19 protein-coding genes are annotated in these 17,839 nt (G+C 65.1%); 9 read left to right on the top strand and 10 right to left on the bottom strand.

What is annotated here, in order from left to right:
* Positions 1–22 precede the first annotated feature (22 nt).
* From CSQ87_RS09770 to CSQ87_RS11170, 4 genes are all read right to left on the bottom strand, one after another.
* A complete protein-coding gene (locus tag CSQ87_RS09770) occupies positions 23–427 on the bottom strand; it encodes an ArsR/SmtB family transcription factor (protein ID WP_243388910.1) in 405 nt (134 codons plus the stop codon).
* A gap of 48 nt (positions 428–475) precedes the next feature.
* Positions 476–1,237 (bottom strand): SDR family NAD(P)-dependent oxidoreductase, encoded by a 762-nt coding sequence (locus tag CSQ87_RS09765; RefSeq protein WP_100513688.1) that lies wholly within the window; start codon positions 1,235–1,237, stop codon positions 476–478.
* Between the two features lie 26 nt (positions 1,238–1,263).
* Entirely contained in the window at positions 1,264–2,661 is a 1,398-nt protein-coding gene (locus tag CSQ87_RS09760; RefSeq protein ID WP_243388909.1) for an NADH:flavin oxidoreductase/NADH oxidase family protein, read from the bottom strand.
* Positions 2,662–2,881: 220 nt separating this feature from the next.
* Positions 2,882–3,502, bottom strand: a complete 621-nt coding sequence (locus CSQ87_RS11170) for an NADPH-dependent F420 reductase (RefSeq protein ID WP_100513685.1) — start codon at positions 3,500–3,502, stop codon at positions 2,882–2,884.
* A gap of 197 nt (positions 3,503–3,699) precedes the next feature.
* On the opposite strand from CSQ87_RS11170, the gene CSQ87_RS09745 reads away from it, so the two are divergent.
* Positions 3,700–4,254: a PadR family transcriptional regulator gene (locus tag CSQ87_RS09745; protein WP_100513684.1), complete on the top strand. Its 555-nt coding sequence runs from the start codon at positions 3,700–3,702 to the stop codon at positions 4,252–4,254.
* Between the two features lie 2 nt (positions 4,255–4,256).
* Here the strand turns inward: CSQ87_RS09745 and CSQ87_RS09740 are convergent, their stop codons facing one another.
* Entirely contained in the window at positions 4,257–4,949 is a 693-nt protein-coding gene (locus tag CSQ87_RS09740) for a phosphatase PAP2 family protein (protein WP_341476085.1), read from the bottom strand.
* A 241-nt stretch (positions 4,950–5,190) separates the two neighbouring features.
* Between CSQ87_RS09740 and CSQ87_RS09735 the strand changes: the two genes are divergently transcribed.
* On the top strand, positions 5,191–6,411 hold the full coding sequence (locus tag CSQ87_RS09735) for an MFS transporter (protein WP_165776823.1): 1,221 nt from the start codon (positions 5,191–5,193) through the stop codon (positions 6,409–6,411).
* An 87-nt stretch (positions 6,412–6,498) separates the two neighbouring features.
* Here CSQ87_RS09735 and CSQ87_RS09730 read toward each other — a convergent pair whose 3' ends face one another.
* Positions 6,499–7,404, bottom strand: coding sequence for a LysR family transcriptional regulator (locus tag CSQ87_RS09730; RefSeq protein WP_100513681.1), 906 nt, complete (start codon positions 7,402–7,404; stop codon positions 6,499–6,501).
* Between the two features lie 153 nt (positions 7,405–7,557).
* Here CSQ87_RS09730 and CSQ87_RS09725 point away from each other — a divergent pair, with 153 nt between their 5' ends.
* On the top strand, positions 7,558–9,009 hold the full coding sequence (locus tag CSQ87_RS09725; RefSeq protein WP_243388908.1) for an MFS transporter: 1,452 nt from the start codon (positions 7,558–7,560) through the stop codon (positions 9,007–9,009).
* On the opposite strand, the gene CSQ87_RS10815 is transcribed toward CSQ87_RS09725, so the two are convergent.
* Complete coding sequence (locus CSQ87_RS10815; RefSeq protein WP_133122391.1) at positions 9,006–9,353, bottom strand: hypothetical protein; 348 nt, start codon at positions 9,351–9,353, stop codon at positions 9,006–9,008. The genes CSQ87_RS09725 and CSQ87_RS10815 overlap by 4 nt on opposite strands.
* Positions 9,354–9,428: 75 nt before the next feature.
* Here CSQ87_RS10815 and CSQ87_RS09720 point away from each other — a divergent pair, with 75 nt between their 5' ends.
* Positions 9,429–10,250, top strand: coding sequence for a methyltransferase domain-containing protein (locus tag CSQ87_RS09720; protein WP_100513680.1), 822 nt, complete (start codon positions 9,429–9,431; stop codon positions 10,248–10,250).
* Between the two features lie 83 nt (positions 10,251–10,333).
* Here the strand turns inward: CSQ87_RS09720 and CSQ87_RS09715 are convergent, their stop codons facing one another.
* Positions 10,334–11,422, bottom strand: a complete 1,089-nt coding sequence (locus CSQ87_RS09715) for a glycerol dehydrogenase (RefSeq protein ID WP_100513679.1) — start codon at positions 11,420–11,422, stop codon at positions 10,334–10,336.
* Positions 11,423–11,595: 173 nt separating this feature from the next.
* Here CSQ87_RS09715 and CSQ87_RS09710 point away from each other — a divergent pair, with 173 nt between their 5' ends.
* Positions 11,596–12,540, top strand: coding sequence for an AraC family transcriptional regulator (locus CSQ87_RS09710; RefSeq protein ID WP_165776822.1), 945 nt, complete (start codon positions 11,596–11,598; stop codon positions 12,538–12,540).
* Between the two features lie 87 nt (positions 12,541–12,627).
* Entirely contained in the window at positions 12,628–13,608 is a 981-nt protein-coding gene (locus CSQ87_RS09705; RefSeq protein ID WP_100513677.1) for an L-lactate dehydrogenase, read from the top strand.
* Between the two features lie 142 nt (positions 13,609–13,750).
* On the opposite strand, the gene CSQ87_RS09700 is transcribed toward CSQ87_RS09705, so the two are convergent.
* The gene (locus tag CSQ87_RS09700; protein ID WP_100513676.1) at positions 13,751–14,275 is read right to left on the bottom strand and encodes an NAD(P)H-dependent oxidoreductase; all 525 of its coding nucleotides are present in this window, start codon (positions 14,273–14,275) and stop codon (positions 13,751–13,753) included.
* A gap of 131 nt (positions 14,276–14,406) precedes the next feature.
* On the opposite strand from CSQ87_RS09700, the gene CSQ87_RS09695 reads away from it, so the two are divergent.
* From CSQ87_RS09695 to CSQ87_RS09685, 3 genes are all read left to right on the top strand, one after another.
* On the top strand, positions 14,407–14,709 hold the full coding sequence (locus CSQ87_RS09695) for a winged helix-turn-helix transcriptional regulator (RefSeq protein ID WP_207761137.1): 303 nt from the start codon (positions 14,407–14,409) through the stop codon (positions 14,707–14,709).
* 301 nt (positions 14,710–15,010) lie between these two features.
* Positions 15,011–15,397 carry a flavodoxin gene (locus CSQ87_RS09690; RefSeq protein WP_243388907.1) on the top strand — a complete coding sequence of 129 codons (387 nt, stop codon included), beginning with the start codon at positions 15,011–15,013 and terminating at the stop codon, positions 15,395–15,397.
* Positions 15,398–15,430: 33 nt separating this feature from the next.
* Positions 15,431–16,213 carry a class I SAM-dependent methyltransferase gene (locus CSQ87_RS09685; RefSeq protein ID WP_100513674.1) on the top strand — a complete coding sequence of 261 codons (783 nt, stop codon included), beginning with the start codon at positions 15,431–15,433 and terminating at the stop codon, positions 16,211–16,213.
* Positions 16,214–16,408: 195 nt separating this feature from the next.
* On the opposite strand, the gene CSQ87_RS09680 is transcribed toward CSQ87_RS09685, so the two are convergent.
* Positions 16,409–17,776 (bottom strand): ferric reductase-like transmembrane domain-containing protein, encoded by a 1,368-nt coding sequence (locus CSQ87_RS09680; RefSeq protein ID WP_133122389.1) that lies wholly within the window; start codon positions 17,774–17,776, stop codon positions 16,409–16,411.
* Between the last annotated feature and the right edge of the window lie 63 nt (positions 17,777–17,839).

The following is a 17,839-nucleotide window of genomic DNA, read 5'->3' as shown; positions in this document are numbered from 1 at the left end:
GGCCAACGGGCCGGCGTGGCCGCTATCGCTCGGTCCGTTCCGCTTCGGCGGCGGCGAGATCGGCCTTTAGCGCGGCCGCGAGCTCGTCGAGCAACGGCAGCCACCGGTCGGCGCGGGCCGTACAGATGCGGCGCGTGGCCTCCTTGGCGACGTCGATGAACCCGGCCTGCGCCAGCAGCTTGATGTGGTGCGAGACCGCCGTGCGCGAAAGCGTCGAGGATTCGCACAGCTCGCCCACCGTCTGCGGTCCTCCGCACACCAGCTGCACGAGCAGCCGCTGACGGTTCGGATCCTTCAGCGTCTCGAACAGCGGAATGCACTCGTTGAGGATCTCCAGACTGCGGATCGGCCCGTCGCATGCCCTGCCGCTTGCCGCGTCGTTGCCGGTACGGTCCGTGTCGCCGTCTCGCTCGTCAAAGGCCATCATCCACCTCGTTTCCGTTCGGAATGTCATTGTACCGGCGAACCGTCATGGTCACATCGCGGAAAACCATACGAACAGGCTTGTCGGCAGGATTTTCGTCAATACGGCGAGCGCCTTGTTGAATGCTCCCATCGTATAGGTGGCGCGGTTGCGTTTCGCCGCGCGAATCGAATTTCGGGCCAACCGGTCCATGTCGAGCTGTGGGATCCAGCCGAGCCGGTCGCCATCGAGTCCCGAACCGTTCCTCCCCCTGTTCATTGCCGTATTCATGCGCCCGGGCTGCACGGCGGTGACGTGGACTCCCTGCGATCGCAGTTCCTGACGCAGCGTGATGGAGAACGTGCGTATGTAGGCTTTGCTGGCGCTGTAGGCGGCGAGGTTCGGGCTCGGCGCGAATCCGGACACGGAACCGACCTGTAGGATCATCGATCCACGCCGCATGTACGGCAGGCATACGCGCGTCATCATCGTGATGCCGATGACGTTGAGCCTCAGCATCTGCATGATACGTCGCGAATCCTGTCCTGCGAATTCGCCTCCGAGCACGGCGCCGGCATCGTTGACGAGGATGCGGACGGTCGGCCGTCGTTCCTCCAGCCGTTGCCTAAGCAGATCGAAGCCTTGAGGATCGGTCAGGTCAAGCGGCATCGGCACGATGCGCGGATGCCGGTATTCGGCGGCGGTTCTGGCGAGTCGCTCGGCATTGCGGGCGATGATCCAGATCTCATCGACCTCCGGGCATTCGGCGACTATCGCGTCGACGTATCGACGTCCGAGCCCTGAACTGGCTCCGGTGATGATGGCGATGGACATGGCAGGTTTCCTTCCGTTCCTCGTGCTCACTGCCGGCCCTTGCGGCGGCGGGGCGCGAGAGCGCCGATGCCGTGCTGCCGGATGGCGAAGAGCAGCGCCCGCAGTCCGCCGATGCGCGGGTCGGGCGACTTGCCGCGGCCGATACGGTTCATCTGCAGCTCGAACCAGCTGATGACGAGAATGCCGCCGAACGCCCTGTCGAGCGCCTTGAGACCGGTGGTGATCCACGGCAGCCGGACCGTGCCCCGCCATCGTGCGTTCATGATGAGGTTCGGCAGGTTCGGCTTGACGACGAGCGGCCGGGCGATGCCGATCATCTGCGTGACGCCGCCGGCGAGCGCCTTCTCCATGTCGGCGGCGTTGCGGAAGCCGCCGGTCAGGGCGATCGGCGTGTCGATCGTGCCGGCGAGGCGTTCGGCGAAGTCGGTGAAGTAGACGCCGCGCGTCTCATCCTCCCGGGCCCCGGAATTGGTCTGGATGACCGGCTTCTCCAGCGTGCCGCCGGAGATGTCGATGAGGTCGACGCCCATGGCCGACAGCCGCCTGATGACCCGGATGGATTCGACTTCGTCGAATCCGCCGGACACCGACCCGTCGCTGGAGTTGATCTTCACGGCGACGGGGAATCTCGGGCCGACCTCGGCGCGTACGGCGTCGACGATCTCGAACAGGAGGCGTGCCCGGTTTTCGAGGCTGCCACCGTATTCGTCGGTGCGGTGGTTGTCGAGAGGGGAGAGGAACTGGTTGATGAGGTAGCCGTGCGCCGCGTGGATCTCCACGCCGGTGAACCCGGCCTTCCGGGCAATGCCCGCGGTGGTGGCGAATCGGCGGATGATGTCGCGGATCTGCGGTTTGGTGAGCTCTCGTGGCTCGGCGAAGAACCGGCCGTAGTCACCTTCGAGCCGTCCGGCGCTCGGCGCCACCGGGCTGCGGTTGATGGTGATGGGCGACTGGCGTCCGGGGTGATTGATCTGCATCCAGCAGTGCGTGCCGTGTTCGGTGCCGGCCGCGGCCCAGCGGCGCAGCATGGCGAGATCGCGCTCGTCCTCGACGGCCACGTTGCCGGGCTCGCCCAGTTGTGTTCGGTCGACCATCACGTTGCCGGTGACGAGCACGCCCGCGCCGCCGGCCGCCCATCGCCGGTACAGGCGCACATGCTCCTCGGTCGGCGCACAGTCGCGGCCGGCGAGCGCCTCGTTCATGGCCGACTTGTAGAAGCGGTTCCTCACCGTCGCTCCGCACGGCAGCGTCAGCGGTTCGGCGACGAGCATGCGGCGCGTGGCGCTGCCGGTCGTTGCGGCGTTGGCATTTGCCGTGTCGGTGGGGTTTGCCGTGCCGGTGGCTTTCGTCGTGCCGGTGGGGTTTGCCGTGGTGATGGATTCCGCCACATTGGCGCCTTTCGTCGCATTGGTCTTTTTCGTCATCGTGCACTCCCGTCACAATCTATATATCTAAATGTCTAAACGTTTCGACATTTAAACAATAACATATGCCGGTCGGACCGCGACACACACGGCGAAAAACCCCGCTCCGCCTGATTCATGGTGCCTGATGGTCGTTCTCCGGCCGGGAAAACGGCCGAAAGGCACCGTGAATCATCGGGAACGGGGTTGGCTGGGGTACTGCGGGTACTGCGGCCTTCGCCTACCTGACGACCTTGAAGCCGCCGGTCCACGGGGTCTGCTCGGTCACGCCGAGGATGATCTGCAGGGCGCCGTAGCCCTCGAGGTACTGGGCGCGCTTGAGCGGGCCGGCGTTCACGGTCTTGAGCCCCGCGGCCTCGATGACGGCGGCGACGGCCTTCCTGGCGTCCTCGTCGTCGGAGGCCAGCTGCACAACGGTCGGCGCGCCGTCGTTGACGCCGGTGGCCAGGGTGGCGGCAAACGTGGTGTTGAAGCCCTTGACGACCGTGGACTGCGGCAGCTTGCCGGCCAGCCATTCGGCGGCGGACTTGGCGCCCTCCGGCAGGGCGAGGTCGAAGGTGGTGAAGTCGATGGGGTTGGCCACATCCACCACGGTCCTGCCGGCCAGCTGGTCGGCGTAGGCGGTGATCACCTCGTCGTAGGCGGGGAACGGCAGGGCGAGCACGACGATGTCGCCGGTGATCGTGGCCTCGCCGAACTTCGCGCCGGCGACGCCTTCGGCTGCGGCGGCGGCCTTGTCCGGGTTGCGGTCGATGACCTGCACGTCGGCGCCGGCCTTGACGGCGATGCCGGCCACGGCGGATCCGATGTTGCCTGCGCCGAAGATGGTGATGTTCGTCATGATGGGTTCCTTTCGGTTGTCCGGCGCCGTTGCCCCCGATGGGGTCCGTCGCCGAGGTGTCGTATGGGGTGGTCACTACGGTTTCCTACGCTTCGACATATCTCTTTTCGAGGTATCTCGTGGCGTTGGTCATCACTATATACATCGAATCGAGATATGTCTAAACGCGGCGTGTCGAAAAGAGATATACTGAGGGCATGAGCGTGATTGAGATGATGATCCTCGGCTTTCTGTCCGAGCGATGCATGTGCGGCTACGAGCTGCGCAAGAAAATGGAGCAACTGCAGGGCGACGCGCGCAGATTCAGCGACGGCGCCATCTACCCCGCGACGTCGCGGCTCGTCGGGGCCGGTCTGATCTCCGAACGGTCCGAGCCGCGCGACGGCCGGCAGCGCCGCGTGTTCACGCTGCTCGACGCCGGACGCGCGCGGCTGATCGACGAATTGAGGAACGCCGACGGCTTCTACGTCAGCGACATCGCCAAATGGACGATCGTATTGACGTTCCTTTCCGTCGTGCCGGACAAGGCCGACCGTGACGCGGTGCTGCGCCGGCGCTACGACCTGATCGCACGACAGGACGTGCACTTCTTCTACTGCGACGCCGGCAATCCGCTCTCCATCGAGCAGATCGACGACCCCTACCGACGCGGCATCATCCGCGTGCACGACGCCGAGATCGCCGCCGAACTCGCATGGCTTCGCGAGGAACTCGGCCTGCCACAGGGGGAGGGGCAGGCCTCCGGCATTTGACGTCAGCGCCTCCTGCGGCGGCCGACGTCGAGGAACACATGCCACAGCGCGTAGGAGATCGCCGGACAGACCAGTGCGGACACGATCACGTCGGTCGGAAAATGCAGGCCCAGCACCAGCCGGGAGAAGGCGACGGCCGCGACCAGCAGCACGCCGAGCATGACCGCCGAACGTCTGATGCGCCGCTTCGCCCTGCGGGTCATCAGCACGCCCATCGTGGCGACCATGACCGCGCCGGCCGTGTGCCCACTGGGAAAACTGGGGTCGGCTGGCAGCAGCGACGAGCCGATCGACGTGACCGGCCGGGGACGGTCCACCAGCCGCTTGATCCCCGTCACATAGGCGGTCGGCCCGGCGGAGACGACGACGTTGCGCACGGTCCTCCTCAGCGACCGGCTATGACGATACGCCACGTAGGCGAGGGCCGCCATGATGATCGTGCAGCCGATGCCGGAGAACATCCATGCGAACAGCGTCGACGCCCAGTCGAAACCCTCGGGCAGTGATGCGAGGGACCGGAGCAGACCGGTCTCTCCCTCCATCAGTGGCCGGGACTCCCGCAGTCCCGTGCCCACGACCGGCACGATCGAACACAGCAGTGCCGTCGCGGGCACCAGGATCACGCTGCGGGATTCCCGCCAGAGAGTGCGGACCGTCGCATGCAGGCCTCGCCTGCCCAATGTTGTCATACGCATGAGAGGCCATTATTCACCATGGACGCTCGGAAACCACTGGGAATGCGCAGCCCATACAGCAACCGCACACGATGTTCGACCGACGGCGTCCGTGAACCGAAGGATGCCGCGCGTGAACCGGAACCTGCCGCCGATCGCCCCGCGAACCGGCCCGGGCCCCTACGATGGTCATCGTGAGACAGACCACGGCAGTAGGCCGCGGGGGACAGGAGGCCGCAGGATGCGGGAGGGGACGGGAACGATGACGGAACCGGCGCGTAGGCGGGAGACGATACTGGGGCGCGACGTCCTGCTCATCATGACGGCGGCGTTCTTCTACATGGGCAGCTCCATGCTGGTCACGCCGATCATCGTCGGCTACTCGCACCGGCTGGGGGCCGACGGCGAGATGGCCGGTCTGGTGGCGGGCGCCATGAACACCGTGTCGTTGTTCCTCCGTCCCGTCGCCGGCTCCGCCGCCGACCGCATGCCCAAACGGCGGATGGTGACGGCCGGCGCGATCTGCCTCATCGCGGCCAACACCTGGTACGTGTTCGCGACGTCGCCGACCATGCTGCTGCTCGCCCGCATCGTCAACGGCATCGGATTCTCCTGCGTCTCGGTCTGTCTGGCCACATGGCTCGTCTCGCTGATCCCGCTGGAGCACATCGGCAAGGGCATGGGGTACTACGGCATGGTCAACGCACTGGCGATGTCGGTCGGGCCCGCGCTCGGCATCAAGGTGCAGCAGATGGCCGGATACCGCGGCTCATGCCTTGTCTCGACCGTCATGGCCATGCTGATGGCCGTCATCGTCCTGCTGGTGCGCGACGGGGGAGCGCCACGTCCGGCGGAGGCGCCCACGGCCGTGGACGGTCCCGCGAATCGTCCGACGGGACGCGGGCTGCGTGCCTTGGCCGACGCCATCGTCTCCGTGCGCGTCGTACCCGTCGCCGTCATCTTCATGCTGTTCGCGATCCCCTACTGCGCCACGCAGTCCTACATCGTCACCTACGTGCACGCCCGCGGCCTCGCCGTCGAGGTCAGCCTGTTCTTCCCCTGCTATGCGGCGGCGCTGCTCGTCCTGCGGCTGGCGATGCGCAACCTGTTCGACCGGATGTCGTTCATCTGGTTCCTGGTCCTGTGCTCGCTGTGCATGGCCGGCACGCTGCTGGCGCTGTCGCTGATGCGCGGCAATGCCGTCATGCTGCTCGCCGCACTGCTCATGGCCGGATCCTACGGGCTGATGAACTCGGTCGCCCAGTCGTCGGCCGTGCGGCTCGGCGGCGCCGGCCACAGCGGCCAGGCCAACGCCACGTTCTACATCGGCCTCGATCTGGGCATGGCGTTGGGGCCGATGATCGGCGGCCTGCTCTACGCGAACGTCGACATCCGCTGGTTCTTCCCCGCTCTGGCCGCGGTCGTGCCGCTGGCGCTCATCGTATACGGTGCCGCCCGTCGGGTATTCCGCCGTCAGGCGTGAAATGCCGGACGAAACACCCGTTGCCGTCGGTTCGCGGTGCCTTTCGGTCGGTTTCCGGGCCAAGCCGCGACCATAACGCACCCTGAATCACGGATTTCGGGGTACGCCGCCCGTCAGTTCGGCGACGGCGGCCACGAAATCGCGGACCAAGGGCGTCGGATGTTGTGAATACAGCAGCCCATACGGCACCGTAATGTCCCAATCCATGGGAATCAGCCGGATCGACGGATGGAAATTGCTCCAGATGCTCTTGGCCAGCAGCAGGTCGCCGGACTGCGCGCACTCGTTGAACACGTCGAACTCGTACCGTTCGAGATTGACGAGCTCGATGTCGGTGTTGCGGGTCAGGTATTTTCTCGCCTCCTCCATGACGCCGCCGAACTGCGGGAGATGCACACGCTGCCCTGAAAGATCATCGATGGTGAGTCTGGCCCGATTGGCCAACGGATTTGTCAGCGGCACGCCCATGCAGAGCTGGTACGTCGCCATCTGCAGCGTCTGGCAGGGATTGGTCCAATCATCGCGCGAGAAGCCGGTGACCACCACATCCACGTTGTCTCCCAGCCGTCCAAGCTCGTAAAGAAAACCGTCCGGCGCGTCCGAAAGCGGCACGAGTTCCAGTCGGATCGGCGGATGATGCGCGGCCATGGCCGGCGCCAGTCGCGGCCACAGATCGAGCAGCGCCGTGGCCGGACGCAGCAGCGATACCCCGACGCGGATGCTCACCCCGCAGCCTTCGAGCCGGCGGGCATGCCGAAGCGCACGATCCGACTCCTCGATGATGTCGGCGGCGTCGGCGACCAGCGACCTGCCCGCGTCGGTGAGCGTGACGCCGCTGCGGGTGCGATGGAACAGCGTGAGCCGATGCTCCTGCTCGAAGCCGTTGACCTGCTTGATAAGCGCCGGCGTGGAGATGTGCAGCTGCGCCGCGGCACGGCTGAAGCTGCCGAGCTGCGCCGTCGCAAGAATCGCATCCAACCGCCTGTCGTACATCGATGCCCCTTCGTATGAACCTATGGTTTATGGATTATCAACCATAAGCATTCATAAACCGCCGTTTTTTAACTGTTTTCGAGAATACCATGGCTAATGCAATAACCAAACGGAACATCAAACGAAACCATGTGCCATCGGATACAGGAGATTATGACCGATTTCACCAAAACATCAATGAACGTCGTATCGGACCGTGGGCGATTCGACCACGCCGACTGCATCGACCGCTCCGGCGCCGGTGAACGTGCCGGCCGCATCGACCGCGCGGGTCGACTGTCCGCCAATCTCACCACGTTCGCGGCGGCGGTCGCCTCGTTCCTCGCCGGTATGGACGTGCTCATCGTCAACGTGGCGTTGCCCACCATCGCGACCGAACTCGGCGGCGACATGGCCGTGCGGCAATGGGTCGTCGACGGCTACACGCTGCTGTTCGCCGCACTGCTGCTCCTCGCTGGCAGCCTGACCGACCGCTTCGGTGCCAAGCGGCTGTTCCTCGCCGGAGCCTCGCTGTTCGGCGCAGCTTCGCTGTTCTGCTCGTTCGCCTGGTCCATGGCCGCACTCGTGGCCGGTCGATGCCTGCTCGGTGTGGCATCTGCACTGATCCTGCCCGCATCGATGGCGCTTATCAACGAGGCCAACCCGAACCCACGCCGACGCTCATGGGCTCTGGCCCTATGGGGCGCGGGCGGCGCCTCGGCGTCGGCGGTCGGCCCGCTGCTCGGCGGTCTGCTCACGCCGATCCATTGGAGTCTCGTCTTCGCCATCAACGTGCCGTTCTGCCTCATGATCCTGGCCGTCGCGCATTGGATCAAGCCGTCGCTGAATCGCGCCATCCGCTTCGACTGGCTCGGCCAGACGTTGTCATTGATCGGTCTGACCGCGCTCGTCGCCGGCATTATCGCCGTCGGTTCGACCGGTTTCACGGCACCCGCCACGCTCGCGTTGCTGGCGGTCGGACTGGTCGCGCTCGCCGCGTTCCTGCTCTCGCAAAGGAAGGTGCCCGCGCCGATGATGCCGCTGAACCTGTTCCACGTTCGCGGCATGCAGGTGGCGTTGCAGATCGGCTTCATCATGATCTTCAACTGGTACGGCATGGTGTTCATCTGCACGATGTTCCTGCAGAACGAACTGCACATGGGTCCGTTTGCCGCCGGACTCGTGTTTGTGCCGTCCGCATTCGTTACGATCATCGGCAACCTCGCCGGCGGGCAGATCATCAACGCGCGCGGCTCCAAGTTCTCGATCACGCTGGGGCTCGCGATCATGATCGTCGGCTTCCTGATCGAATTCCTCACACCCGCGCCGATTCCCGTCTGGGTGATCGCCACGGGGCTCAGCATCGTCGGATTCGGCGCGGCCATCACCACCCCCGCGGCGGCCGGCGTGGTGCTCAAAAGCGTGGATCCGGAGCAGGCCGGCATCGCCTCGGCCATGTTCAACACGTTCCGTCAGGTCGGCGGCGCGATCGGTGTGGCCGTGTTCGGCGTGATCGCCACGTTCCTGCCCAACCTCACGCTCGCCCTGCGCAGCGTGTTCATCGCCTCCGCGATCCTGCTCGCCTACGTGCTCGTCTTTGAGCTGTTGCGCTGGCGTGATCGCTAGATGTCGCCGCCGTGGCCATGTCGGGGTTGGCGTGGTACAGAACGTTCATGGTCTTCATAATGTCGCTCCGTGACGGTCGGTTTGTCATGGAAATGGGAAATCGGCGGAATCAGCCGTTCCGCGCCATGATTGTGCGGCATGGAACGATTGATTTTCCGATATTGCGATTCCGTGCCATCCGATTTGGCATGGAATCGGATTTTGTCGGCGAAAAACATTCCATGCCAATCAAAAACATTGGAATTGCAGCGATTCCTTTTTATAAGGAAAATTGACGTTGTTGCGGAATGACGAAATGCCTCTTTTGTCGTTCCCTGCCAAAGACTTCGCGCCAGAGTGGTCATTTTTTGAAAAAAGTTCCGTATTTCGGACATTCTTGGCATATCGTAGGCCGCATGACCACGACGAACGCGACAAACATGTCAACATCGGCGACCGAAACCAACGCCGTGCAATGGGATTCGGAACAGTATCTGCGATTCAGGGACGAGCGCACACAGCCGTCGCGCGACCTCGCCGCGCAGCTGCCGCCGGACGACGGCACGGTCCGCCACGTGCTCGACATCGGCTGCGGGCCGGGCAACAGCACCGCCGTACTGCGCGAACGCTACCCGCAGGCGGAAATCCTCGGCGTCGACAATTCCCCGGAGATGATTGACGCCGCGCGCAAGGCCCGCCCCGACATCGACTTCGCCCTGTTCGACGCCTCGAACCAAGCGGATTTCGACGCCCTGCCGCACGATTTCGACGTCGTCTTCTCCAACGCGTGCATCCAATGGGTGCCGGACCATCCGCACCTCATCCCCGCCATGCTGGGCCTCCTGCGCCGCGGCGGCATGCTCGCCGTGCAGACGCCGATGAACTACGAGGAGCCCATCCACCGCATCATCGCGCAGGTCGTGCAATCGCCGCGATACGCCGACCGGCTGCCGCAGCAGCGCGAGTTCTACAACCTCACACCGCCCGAATACTGGGAGCTGCTGCACGTCAGTGACCTCGTGGCGGACTTCCGCATCTGGAAGACCACGTACCTGCACAACCTGCCGTCGCATGAGGCCATCATGGACTGGTATCGCGGCACCGGCCTGCGGCCGTACTTGCAGGCGCTGCCCGACGACGGCGAGCGCGCCGAATTCGAGAACGAGGTCTTCCACCGGGTGCGCGAGGCCTACCCGACACAGTCCGACGGCAGCGTCATCTTCCCGTTCCCGAGGTTCTTCCTCACCGCCGTACGTCGATAGTGCGAGCATGCGCCGTCCACCGGCGTTCGGCGGGCTGAACCGTCCACCGGCGTACGGCGGTGGACGGGCCCCCGGCGCCTCGCCTAGCCGATTACGGCGTCGAGCTCGTTCACCGCGCGCAGGGCGGCGGCCACGTCGGCGGGCGTGACCTCGAACGGCATGTTGCCCATGGTGTCGGCCGGATCGCAGGCCAGTTCGCCCACCTTCAGCAGGTCGGCATCCGTGGCGTCGGCGATGCCGATGCCGGCCAGCGTGGTGGGCAGGCCGACCGCGCGGAAGAAGCCGAACGCCTCCTCGAAGTCGGCGGTCGGACGGTCCTCGAGCACGAACTGGGCGAGCGTGCCATACGCCACCTTCTCGCCGTGCAGGTACTTGTGCGTTCCCTCCAGCACGGTCAGACCGTTGTGAATGGCGTGCGCGGCGGCCAGGCCGCTCGACTCGAAGCCGATGCCGCTGAGCAGCGTGTTCGCCTCGATCACCTGCTCGAGAGCCGGCGTGGTGAGTCCCTTCTTCGCCGCGGCGAGTGCCTTGACGCCATCCGCGATGAGCAGGTCGTGGCACAGGCGGGCCATCGCCTCGGCCGCGTTGGTGGCGTGGCCGCTGGTCATGGTGACGGCACTGGACCTGATGCAGGCCGCGGCCTCGAACCACGTGGCGTAGGCGTCGCCGAAACCGGCCACGAGGAAGCGTGCCGGCGCCTTGGCGATGATGGTCGTGTCCATGATCACCTTGTCCGGGTTCTTCGGCAGCGGCAGGTACCTGTCGAACTGGCCGTCGTCGGTGTACAGCACCGAAAGCCGCGAGCACGGTGCGTCCGAGGAAGCCGCGGTCGGGCAGATGATGACCGGCGTCGACGCGAAATGCGCCACGGCCTTGGACGTGTCGAGCGTCTTGCCGCCGCCGATGCCGATGACCACGTCGTTGCCGGCGAGCAGATCCTTGTGGCGGTTGACCTCGGTCATCGAGCATTCGCCCTTGAACACCTCGTAATGGTAGGGGGTGTCCGTCTTCTCGAAGCCGGAGACGATGAGGTCGTGGTACATCGAATCGATGAACGGGTCGACGATGAGGTACGCGCCGGCCGAGCCGAGCTCGCGGTATTCGTCGGCGAGCGCCTTGAGGGCGTCGGCCTCCTGGATGTAGCTTCCGGGGGAGCAGAGTACTTTGCGCATGAGAACTTCCTTGTGTCTGGTGCGGATGGACGCAGCGTCCGTGATATCGAAATCATGTCGGTTTGCGGACGCTGGTCGTGATGTCGAAATCCAAGGATACTGATGATTGCGCTCCTGTCGACGTCGATGATATCGAGATCGATCCGACTATTATCGAAATCGTGACCGATCGTATGACTGAGGCCGACGTCGCCAAAGCGCCGGCGAACCCGCTGACCGTCTTCTCCGACCTGTCGGAGAGGCCGCAGTACAATCTGCCGGGACTGCCGCTGTACGGCAGGCGGGACGACATGCGCCGGTTCGGCTACCGGATCGTGTGCCATTGGCATCGCGACCTCGAATTCATCCACGTGGTCGCCGGGGGGACGACGCTGTTCGTCAACGGCGAGACGCGGAGGATGCGCGCCGGCGAAGGCGTGTTCATCAACTCGCGCCGGCTGCACTACCTGTATTCCGACGATCGCGAGGACTGCCGGTTCGTCACGGCGATGGTCGATCCGGCGTTCCTCGGCGGACTGTGGCCGGACCTGTCGCGCGCGATGCTGGAGCGCATGGACGAGCGCATGGACGATTATGTGATGCTGGACGCCGCCGATCCGTCCGACCGCGAACTGCTGTTCGGCATCGATGGGTTCGCGCGGACGATGGGTGCCTGCGCGCATGACCGGCTGCGCGCGCTGGACGCCGTATCGCAGGCGGCCGCATTGTGCTCCGGGGCGTTGGAGCGGATGGGCCGACGGCCGGAGCCGTCCGACGTCGGATCGTCGGCCGTGTCTCCCGCCGGCAGGACCGACGATCTGCGTACGTTCCTCGCCATGGTGGCGTTCGTCCGCGCCAACGTCGCGTCGAGGATCACGCTCGACGACATCGCCCGGGCCGGGGCGGTGGGGCGCCGGCGATGCTGCGAGCTGTTCCGCCGCCATGCCGGCCGTACGCCGAACGGCTATCTGACCGACTATCGCATCGGCAGGAGCCGCGAGCTGCTGGTCGGCGGCTCCATGACCGTCGGCGAGATCGCCGCGGTCTGCGGCTTCTCGTCGTCGGCGTATTTCGGCTACGTGTTCCGCCGGCGCATGGGCTGCTCGCCGAGCGAATACCGGGCGCGGGAGCGCGGGTGAAGAGTGCGGAGTGGGGTGCCGGACGGATATCGGTCGGAGTGTGGACGGGGCCGGGGCGGGGACGGTGCTTGGGGCTAGCGTGGCCGTATGGTCACTTCGAATAGAAGCAGGGTCGTCATCGTCGGCACCGGCAGCGTCGGCTCGGCCGTGGCAAGCGCCATCGTGCAGCAGGGATTGTGCAATGAGCTGGTGATCGTTGGCCATCATCCGAACAAGGCGCAGGGTCTCGCCATGGATCTGGCCGACGGATTGGAGTTTCTCGGTCGGTTCGTGACGATTCGTGCGGGCGGTTGGGAGGATTGCCGGCATGCCGACGTGGTGATCGTTGCGGCGGGGCCGAAGCCGAAGCCGGGGGAGACCCGCATGCAGGAGCTTGATGCGGCCATCGACATCGTCGACCCGATTCTGCGGCGGGTGCGGGACTCCGGTTTCGACGGCATTCTCATCATGGTGTCGAATCCGGTCGACGTGCTCGGCTGGTTCGCATGGAAGCGCACCTGGTTGCCGCGTGCGCAGGTGTTCGGTTCGGGCGCCGCTCTCGACACGGCGCGATTGAAGACGATCATCGGCGAGACCACGAGACTCGACCCGCGGCTGGTCTCCGGCTACGTGATCGGCGAGCATGGCGACTCGCAGTTCGTGCCATGGTCCACGGTGTCGTTCATCGGCAAATCGTTCGCGCAGTATCTGGCCGACAACCGCTCGCGCTATCCAGGGGTGACGCTCGCCGGCATCGAGGAGTCGACGCGTCGCCGCGGTCTTGACATCAAGGGATTGCGAGGCGGCACCAGCTACGGCATCGCGGCCACCGTCGCCGGGCTCGTGCGTACGATCCTATGGAACGAGCGCAGCGTGGTATCCGTCTCGACGCTCATCGACGGAGAATACGAGTACGGCGAACACGACGTGTTCCTCTCCCTGCCGGTCGCGCTTGACGGCAGCGGCGTGGGCGATTTCGTCGATCTGCATTTGAGCGATGAGGAGCTTGTGAAATTCCATGCCTCCGCGGAGGTGGTCCGCCGGCATTGCTCGCTCATCGCCGACCGGCTGCGAGGACACCGGCTGTGAGAACAATATGAGACGACGGCCCCTTCATGGTGGAAGGAGCCGTCGTCTCGTGATGGGCGGATTTCCGCGATTTCGCGGATTCTTGCCAATCCCGGTGATTGCGGATCCGCGGGTTCCGTGCGGGCCGCGAACTACTCGGGACTTACTTGGCGAGGAACTTCCTGTAGTGCTCCACGGATTCGGCCAGCGCCTCGTCGGAGAGGCCGAAGGCGCCGTAGGTGACGAACGGCTTGATCCACGTGGCGCCCACGTAGTTGGACGTGGCCTCGAACGGCACAAGGATCTGGTCGATGGTGAACTTGTTGGCGCCGTCCGGCTGATAGGCCTCCTCCGGGGAGCCGGCGGAGACGGCGACGCCGAACTCCGTGCCCTCGAACGCGTGGCCGTCGGAACCGTAGGCCCAGCCGTGCTCGAGCACCTCGTCCTCCCAGGTCTTCAGCAGCGCGGGGGAGGAGAGCCAGTACAGCGGGAACTGGAGCACCACGCGGTCGGCGGCGTCGACGGCTGCCTGCTCGGCGGCCACGTCGATCTTGCCGTCCGGGTAGAGCGCGTACTCGTCGCGCACGGTCACGCCCGGCGTCTCCTCGGCGGCCTTGGCCAGCGCGGCGTTGACGTGGGACTGGCCCTTGAGATCGGGGTGGAACACGAGCACCAGGGTATTCGTCATGGTTGTCTCCTTATTGCATGGGCCGCGGATCCGCTCGGTCGCGGTCGCAGCTCGATCATCATCCAATACCTCGAAACGAGATATCACATTGCCGTATCCACTTTCTCAGACGACGCGCCGAAGAGGCGACGTTGTACGTTCTGAGCGAACATGGCGCGGCACGCTACAACGCCATCAAGAAGGAACTCGGCATCACCAACATGATGCTCACCAACACGCTGCGCGACCTCGAGGAGTTCGGACTCGTCAACCGCATCCAGTACAACGAGGTGCCGCCGCGCGTCGAATACTCGCTGACCGACAACGGCTACGCCATCATCCCCGCGCTGAAGGAATTCGAAAAGTGGGGGCAGCGCCTGCTCGACTCCAAGGAAGGGGACGGCGCGGACAACGGCGCTGACGCAGACGACGGCGCGATACGGCCTGGCGTATAGCCTCGCATGGCGGACGCGCATCGTCGGCGGGAATGCATGGCGGATCCGTACGGGGTCGGGTCGCCGTATGCGTCCGCGGCATGACTGGCCATGCCGAACGACTATTGGATATTCGGTCGACATCGGTCTTTAATGGGCGGTGGAAAGGCTTCGGGGCCACGAAGGCAATGGCTCCGACGGTCTTTGCCTTCTCGAGGAAAGGAACCATCATGGGCAAGCGAATGCTCGTCACCTATTTCTCCGCCACCGGCACCACACGCGGTGTGGCCGAACGGCTCTCGCACGCCATCGCGCGGACCTCATGCAAATCGTCCCGGCCCAGCCGTACACGGCGGCCGACCTCGACTGGCGCGACCCGAACAGCCGGTCCAGCGTCGAGCGCCGTGACCGCGGCACGAGGCCCGCGCTCGCCGAACCGATCGACGTGACGCCCTACGACGTGGTGTTCGTCGGCTACCCGCTGTGGTGGGAGACCGCGCCCCGCGTGGTGCGCACGTTCCTCGAAAGCGAGGACTGGGCGGGCAAAACCATCGTGACGTTCGCCACGTCCGGATCCAGTACGCGCGGCGCCGACGGCACGCAGCTGCACGACTCCGCACCCGCCGCCCATTGGGTGCCGGGCCGACGCATCGCCGCCTCCGAAAACGAGGCCAGACTCGCCAAGTGGGTCAAGGGACTGAACCTGTAGTTCGACGGAGGGCCCGCAAATGGAGACGGTCGGATGATAGTCGACAAGCGCATCGACCACGGAACCCCTTTCGATTGGGGGCGCGTATCGGACGAATACGCGCGGTACCGCGACATTTATCCGGCGCGGTTCTACCAGAGGATCCTCGGCCGTGGCCTGTGCCGCGACGGACAGCATGTCCTCGATCTGGGCACCGGCACGGGCGTGATTCCGAGAGCCATGGCCCGGTATGGTGCGAAATGGGTCGGCGTCGACATCTCCGAGCGACAAATCGTCCAGGCGCGGCGGCTTTCCGAAGGCATGGGCATCAGGTATCAGGCGATGCCGGCGGAGCGCATCGAATTCCCTGACGGTACGTTCGACGTGATCACGGCATGCCAATGCTTCTGGTATTTCGACCATGAGGCAATCCACGATACGCTGCATCGCATCCTCAAGCCGAACGGGTGCGTTCTTGTACTGTATATGGCATGGTTGCCGTTCGAGGATCCGATCGCGGGCGCGAGCGAGCGGCTGATTCTGAAATACAATCCGAACTGGAGCGGCGCAGGGGAACGGATGCATCCGATCGACATCCCCGCTTGCTATGCGGACGACTTCCAACTCGTCCATCACGAGGAATACAGGCTCGCAGTACCATTCACGCGCGAAAGCTGGAACGGACGGGTGAAGGCCTGCCGGGGTATCGGCGCATCCCTTCCCGAGCCTGCGATCACAGCATGGGAACAGGAGCATAAGGAGATGATCGAACGTATCGCACCGGAACGGTTCGACGTGTTGCACTACGCCGCCATGGCCGAACTGAAACGCATCTGAGACGATAATGGCATTCCGCCGTAATGGCGGCTGGCGGGTCGCGGAGACGTCGCCAATGCTCGTCGGCGCCGAGCTTAAGGCATGGAACCCCACGTCGAGCGTGCCCGCTATGGCCTCGCGAGAGAATACCGTCTGATTGCGCCGGCGCGCCAGTATACGAAAGCGCACGGCATCCGTCGGCATCCGTCCGAAGCGTCAGAACGCGAACGGCTCGTAGCAGATGTCGGCCATGCGCACGCCGGACCCGCGCAGCATCCTCCGAACCGCACGGTTCATCGACGCCGGACCGGCGATGAGATACACGGCCTCCGGCGTGACCGCACGACGCAACTCATCGGGGGAGAACCGACCCGCCTTGAGAATCAGCGTATTGCCGGTGCGCCGCCGCCACGCCTCCAGCTCGTCGCGGTACAGCAACCCGTCGGCATCGGACGCCGAATACATCAGAATGATCCGACGCCGACGACGCTCACCATAGGAGAACGCCAACGGCAGCAGCGGAGTGATGCCGATCCCGCCCGCATACATCACGATCGGACGGTCGCCGTCATGCTCATCGAGGAACCGACGATAGCGGCCGAACGGAGGCAGCAGGTCCACGCGCTCGCCGATGCGGGCGACCTGCGGCAGCCGGCGGGTGAAGTCGCCGTCCGCGCGGATCGCGAACCGGACCGTCACGGCTTTGCCATCGGAATCCCCGTCCGCCGTATCGGTTGAGGCCGTATCGACGGATGCCGCATCGTCTGGCGCGTTGATGATGGAGAACGGATGGTATTCCCTCATGCCCCGGACCTTGGGGAACCGGATGAACGTGAAGTCCCCCTCCTCCCAGTCCGGGCCGGAGCCCGAAGCCGACGGCCCCACCCGTACGGCGAGTTCGGCCACGCCGGGTGCGACCGGACGGCAATCGGTTACGACGCCATGCCATGCCCACGTACGCCGGCCGATGCGGTCGAGGACGTAGGAGACCAGAACGAACAGGGTGGCCGCATCGGCCATGACAATGAACGGACGGGCGCGGACGATGTAGAAGATGAGGTGGAAGTGCACCCATGCGAACACGACCGCCAGCAGCAGGATGCGATGCAGCCACACCGACGTCTCATGGCTCAGTGCCCGCGCCAGCCATGCGCGCAGCCGGGCGACGGGCGGCACCAGTTCGGCGATCGGCCGGGCCATGAGCACCAGCGCCAGCAGCACGCCGAGGAACAGCAGCGTATAGGAGATGCCGCCGGTGAGCCTGACCAGCGCGTAGGCGGGCAGGGCCATGCGATGCAGTGCGGCCAGTACCAGAGCGAGCGTGCCGAGCACGCCGTGCATGACATACAGGTACGGCAGTCCGATCAGACGGTCCAGCCAGTGCGGCCGGCAGGCGAGATACACGGCTTCCAGCATCCACACGTAGGCGATCACGCCCAATGCGATCGGACCCATGTGCGTGGTGCGGAACACCGGGCTGATGGTCGCGGCCAGTACCGCGACGAATACGGCCGGGATCGCGGCGAGCAGCATGGCCCACGTCAGTGCACGCCGGGCCGGATCATTAAGCAATGGTTTCGACATGAATCAATTCCCCCTTGATTGGCACGGTATCGTATGGGAACAACAAGCGGATCCGGCGACGCC

It is taken from the genome of Bifidobacterium simiarum (assembly GCF_002802905.1).
GTDB classification, from domain to species: Bacteria; Actinomycetota; Actinomycetes; order Actinomycetales; family Bifidobacteriaceae; genus Galliscardovia; species Galliscardovia simiarum.
This window is presented reverse-complemented; position numbering and strand designations above follow the sequence as displayed.

What these genes read in the sequence shown, in the direction of transcription:
- CSQ87_RS09715 (WP_100513679.1), bottom strand. Translation starts at nt 11,422, where the DNA reads ATGCGCAAAGTACTCTGCTCCCCCGGAAGCTACATCCAGGAGGCCGAC.
- CSQ87_RS11170 (WP_100513685.1), bottom strand. Translation starts at nt 3,502, where the DNA reads ATGACGAACATCACCATCTTCGGCGCAGGCAACATCGGATCCGCCGTG.
- CSQ87_RS09735 (WP_165776823.1), top strand. Translation starts at nt 5,191, where the DNA reads ATGACGGAACCGGCGCGTAGGCGGGAGACGATACTGGGGCGCGACGTC.
- CSQ87_RS09680 (WP_133122389.1), bottom strand. Translation starts at nt 17,776, where the DNA reads ATGTCGAAACCATTGCTTAATGATCCGGCCCGGCGTGCACTGACGTGG.
- CSQ87_RS09745 (WP_100513684.1), top strand. Translation starts at nt 3,700, where the DNA reads ATGAGCGTGATTGAGATGATGATCCTCGGCTTTCTGTCCGAGCGATGC.
- CSQ87_RS09765 (WP_100513688.1), bottom strand. Translation starts at nt 1,237, where the DNA reads ATGTCCATCGCCATCATCACCGGAGCCAGTTCAGGGCTCGGACGTCGA.
- CSQ87_RS09685 (WP_100513674.1), top strand. Translation starts at nt 15,431, where the DNA reads ATGATAGTCGACAAGCGCATCGACCACGGAACCCCTTTCGATTGGGGG.
- CSQ87_RS09760 (WP_243388909.1), bottom strand. Translation starts at nt 2,661, where the DNA reads ATGACGAAAAAGACCAATGCGACGAAAGGCGCCAATGTGGCGGAATCC.
- CSQ87_RS09690 (WP_243388907.1), top strand. Translation starts at nt 15,011, where the DNA reads ATGCAAATCGTCCCGGCCCAGCCGTACACGGCGGCCGACCTCGACTGG.
- CSQ87_RS09700 (WP_100513676.1), bottom strand. Translation starts at nt 14,275, where the DNA reads ATGACGAATACCCTGGTGCTCGTGTTCCACCCCGATCTCAAGGGCCAG.
- CSQ87_RS09730 (WP_100513681.1), bottom strand. Translation starts at nt 7,404, where the DNA reads ATGTACGACAGGCGGTTGGATGCGATTCTTGCGACGGCGCAGCTCGGC.
- CSQ87_RS09740 (WP_341476085.1), bottom strand. Translation starts at nt 4,949, where the DNA reads ATGCGTATGACAACATTGGGCAGGCGAGGCCTGCATGCGACGGTCCGC.
- CSQ87_RS10815 (WP_133122391.1), bottom strand. Translation starts at nt 9,353, where the DNA reads ATGACCACTCTGGCGCGAAGTCTTTGGCAGGGAACGACAAAAGAGGCA.
- CSQ87_RS09710 (WP_165776822.1), top strand. Translation starts at nt 11,596, where the DNA reads ATGACTGAGGCCGACGTCGCCAAAGCGCCGGCGAACCCGCTGACCGTC.
- CSQ87_RS09705 (WP_100513677.1), top strand. Translation starts at nt 12,628, where the DNA reads ATGGTCACTTCGAATAGAAGCAGGGTCGTCATCGTCGGCACCGGCAGC.
- CSQ87_RS09770 (WP_243388910.1), bottom strand. Translation starts at nt 427, where the DNA reads ATGATGGCCTTTGACGAGCGAGACGGCGACACGGACCGTACCGGCAAC.
- CSQ87_RS09725 (WP_243388908.1), top strand. Translation starts at nt 7,558, where the DNA reads ATGACCGATTTCACCAAAACATCAATGAACGTCGTATCGGACCGTGGG.
- CSQ87_RS09720 (WP_100513680.1), top strand. Translation starts at nt 9,429, where the DNA reads ATGTCAACATCGGCGACCGAAACCAACGCCGTGCAATGGGATTCGGAA.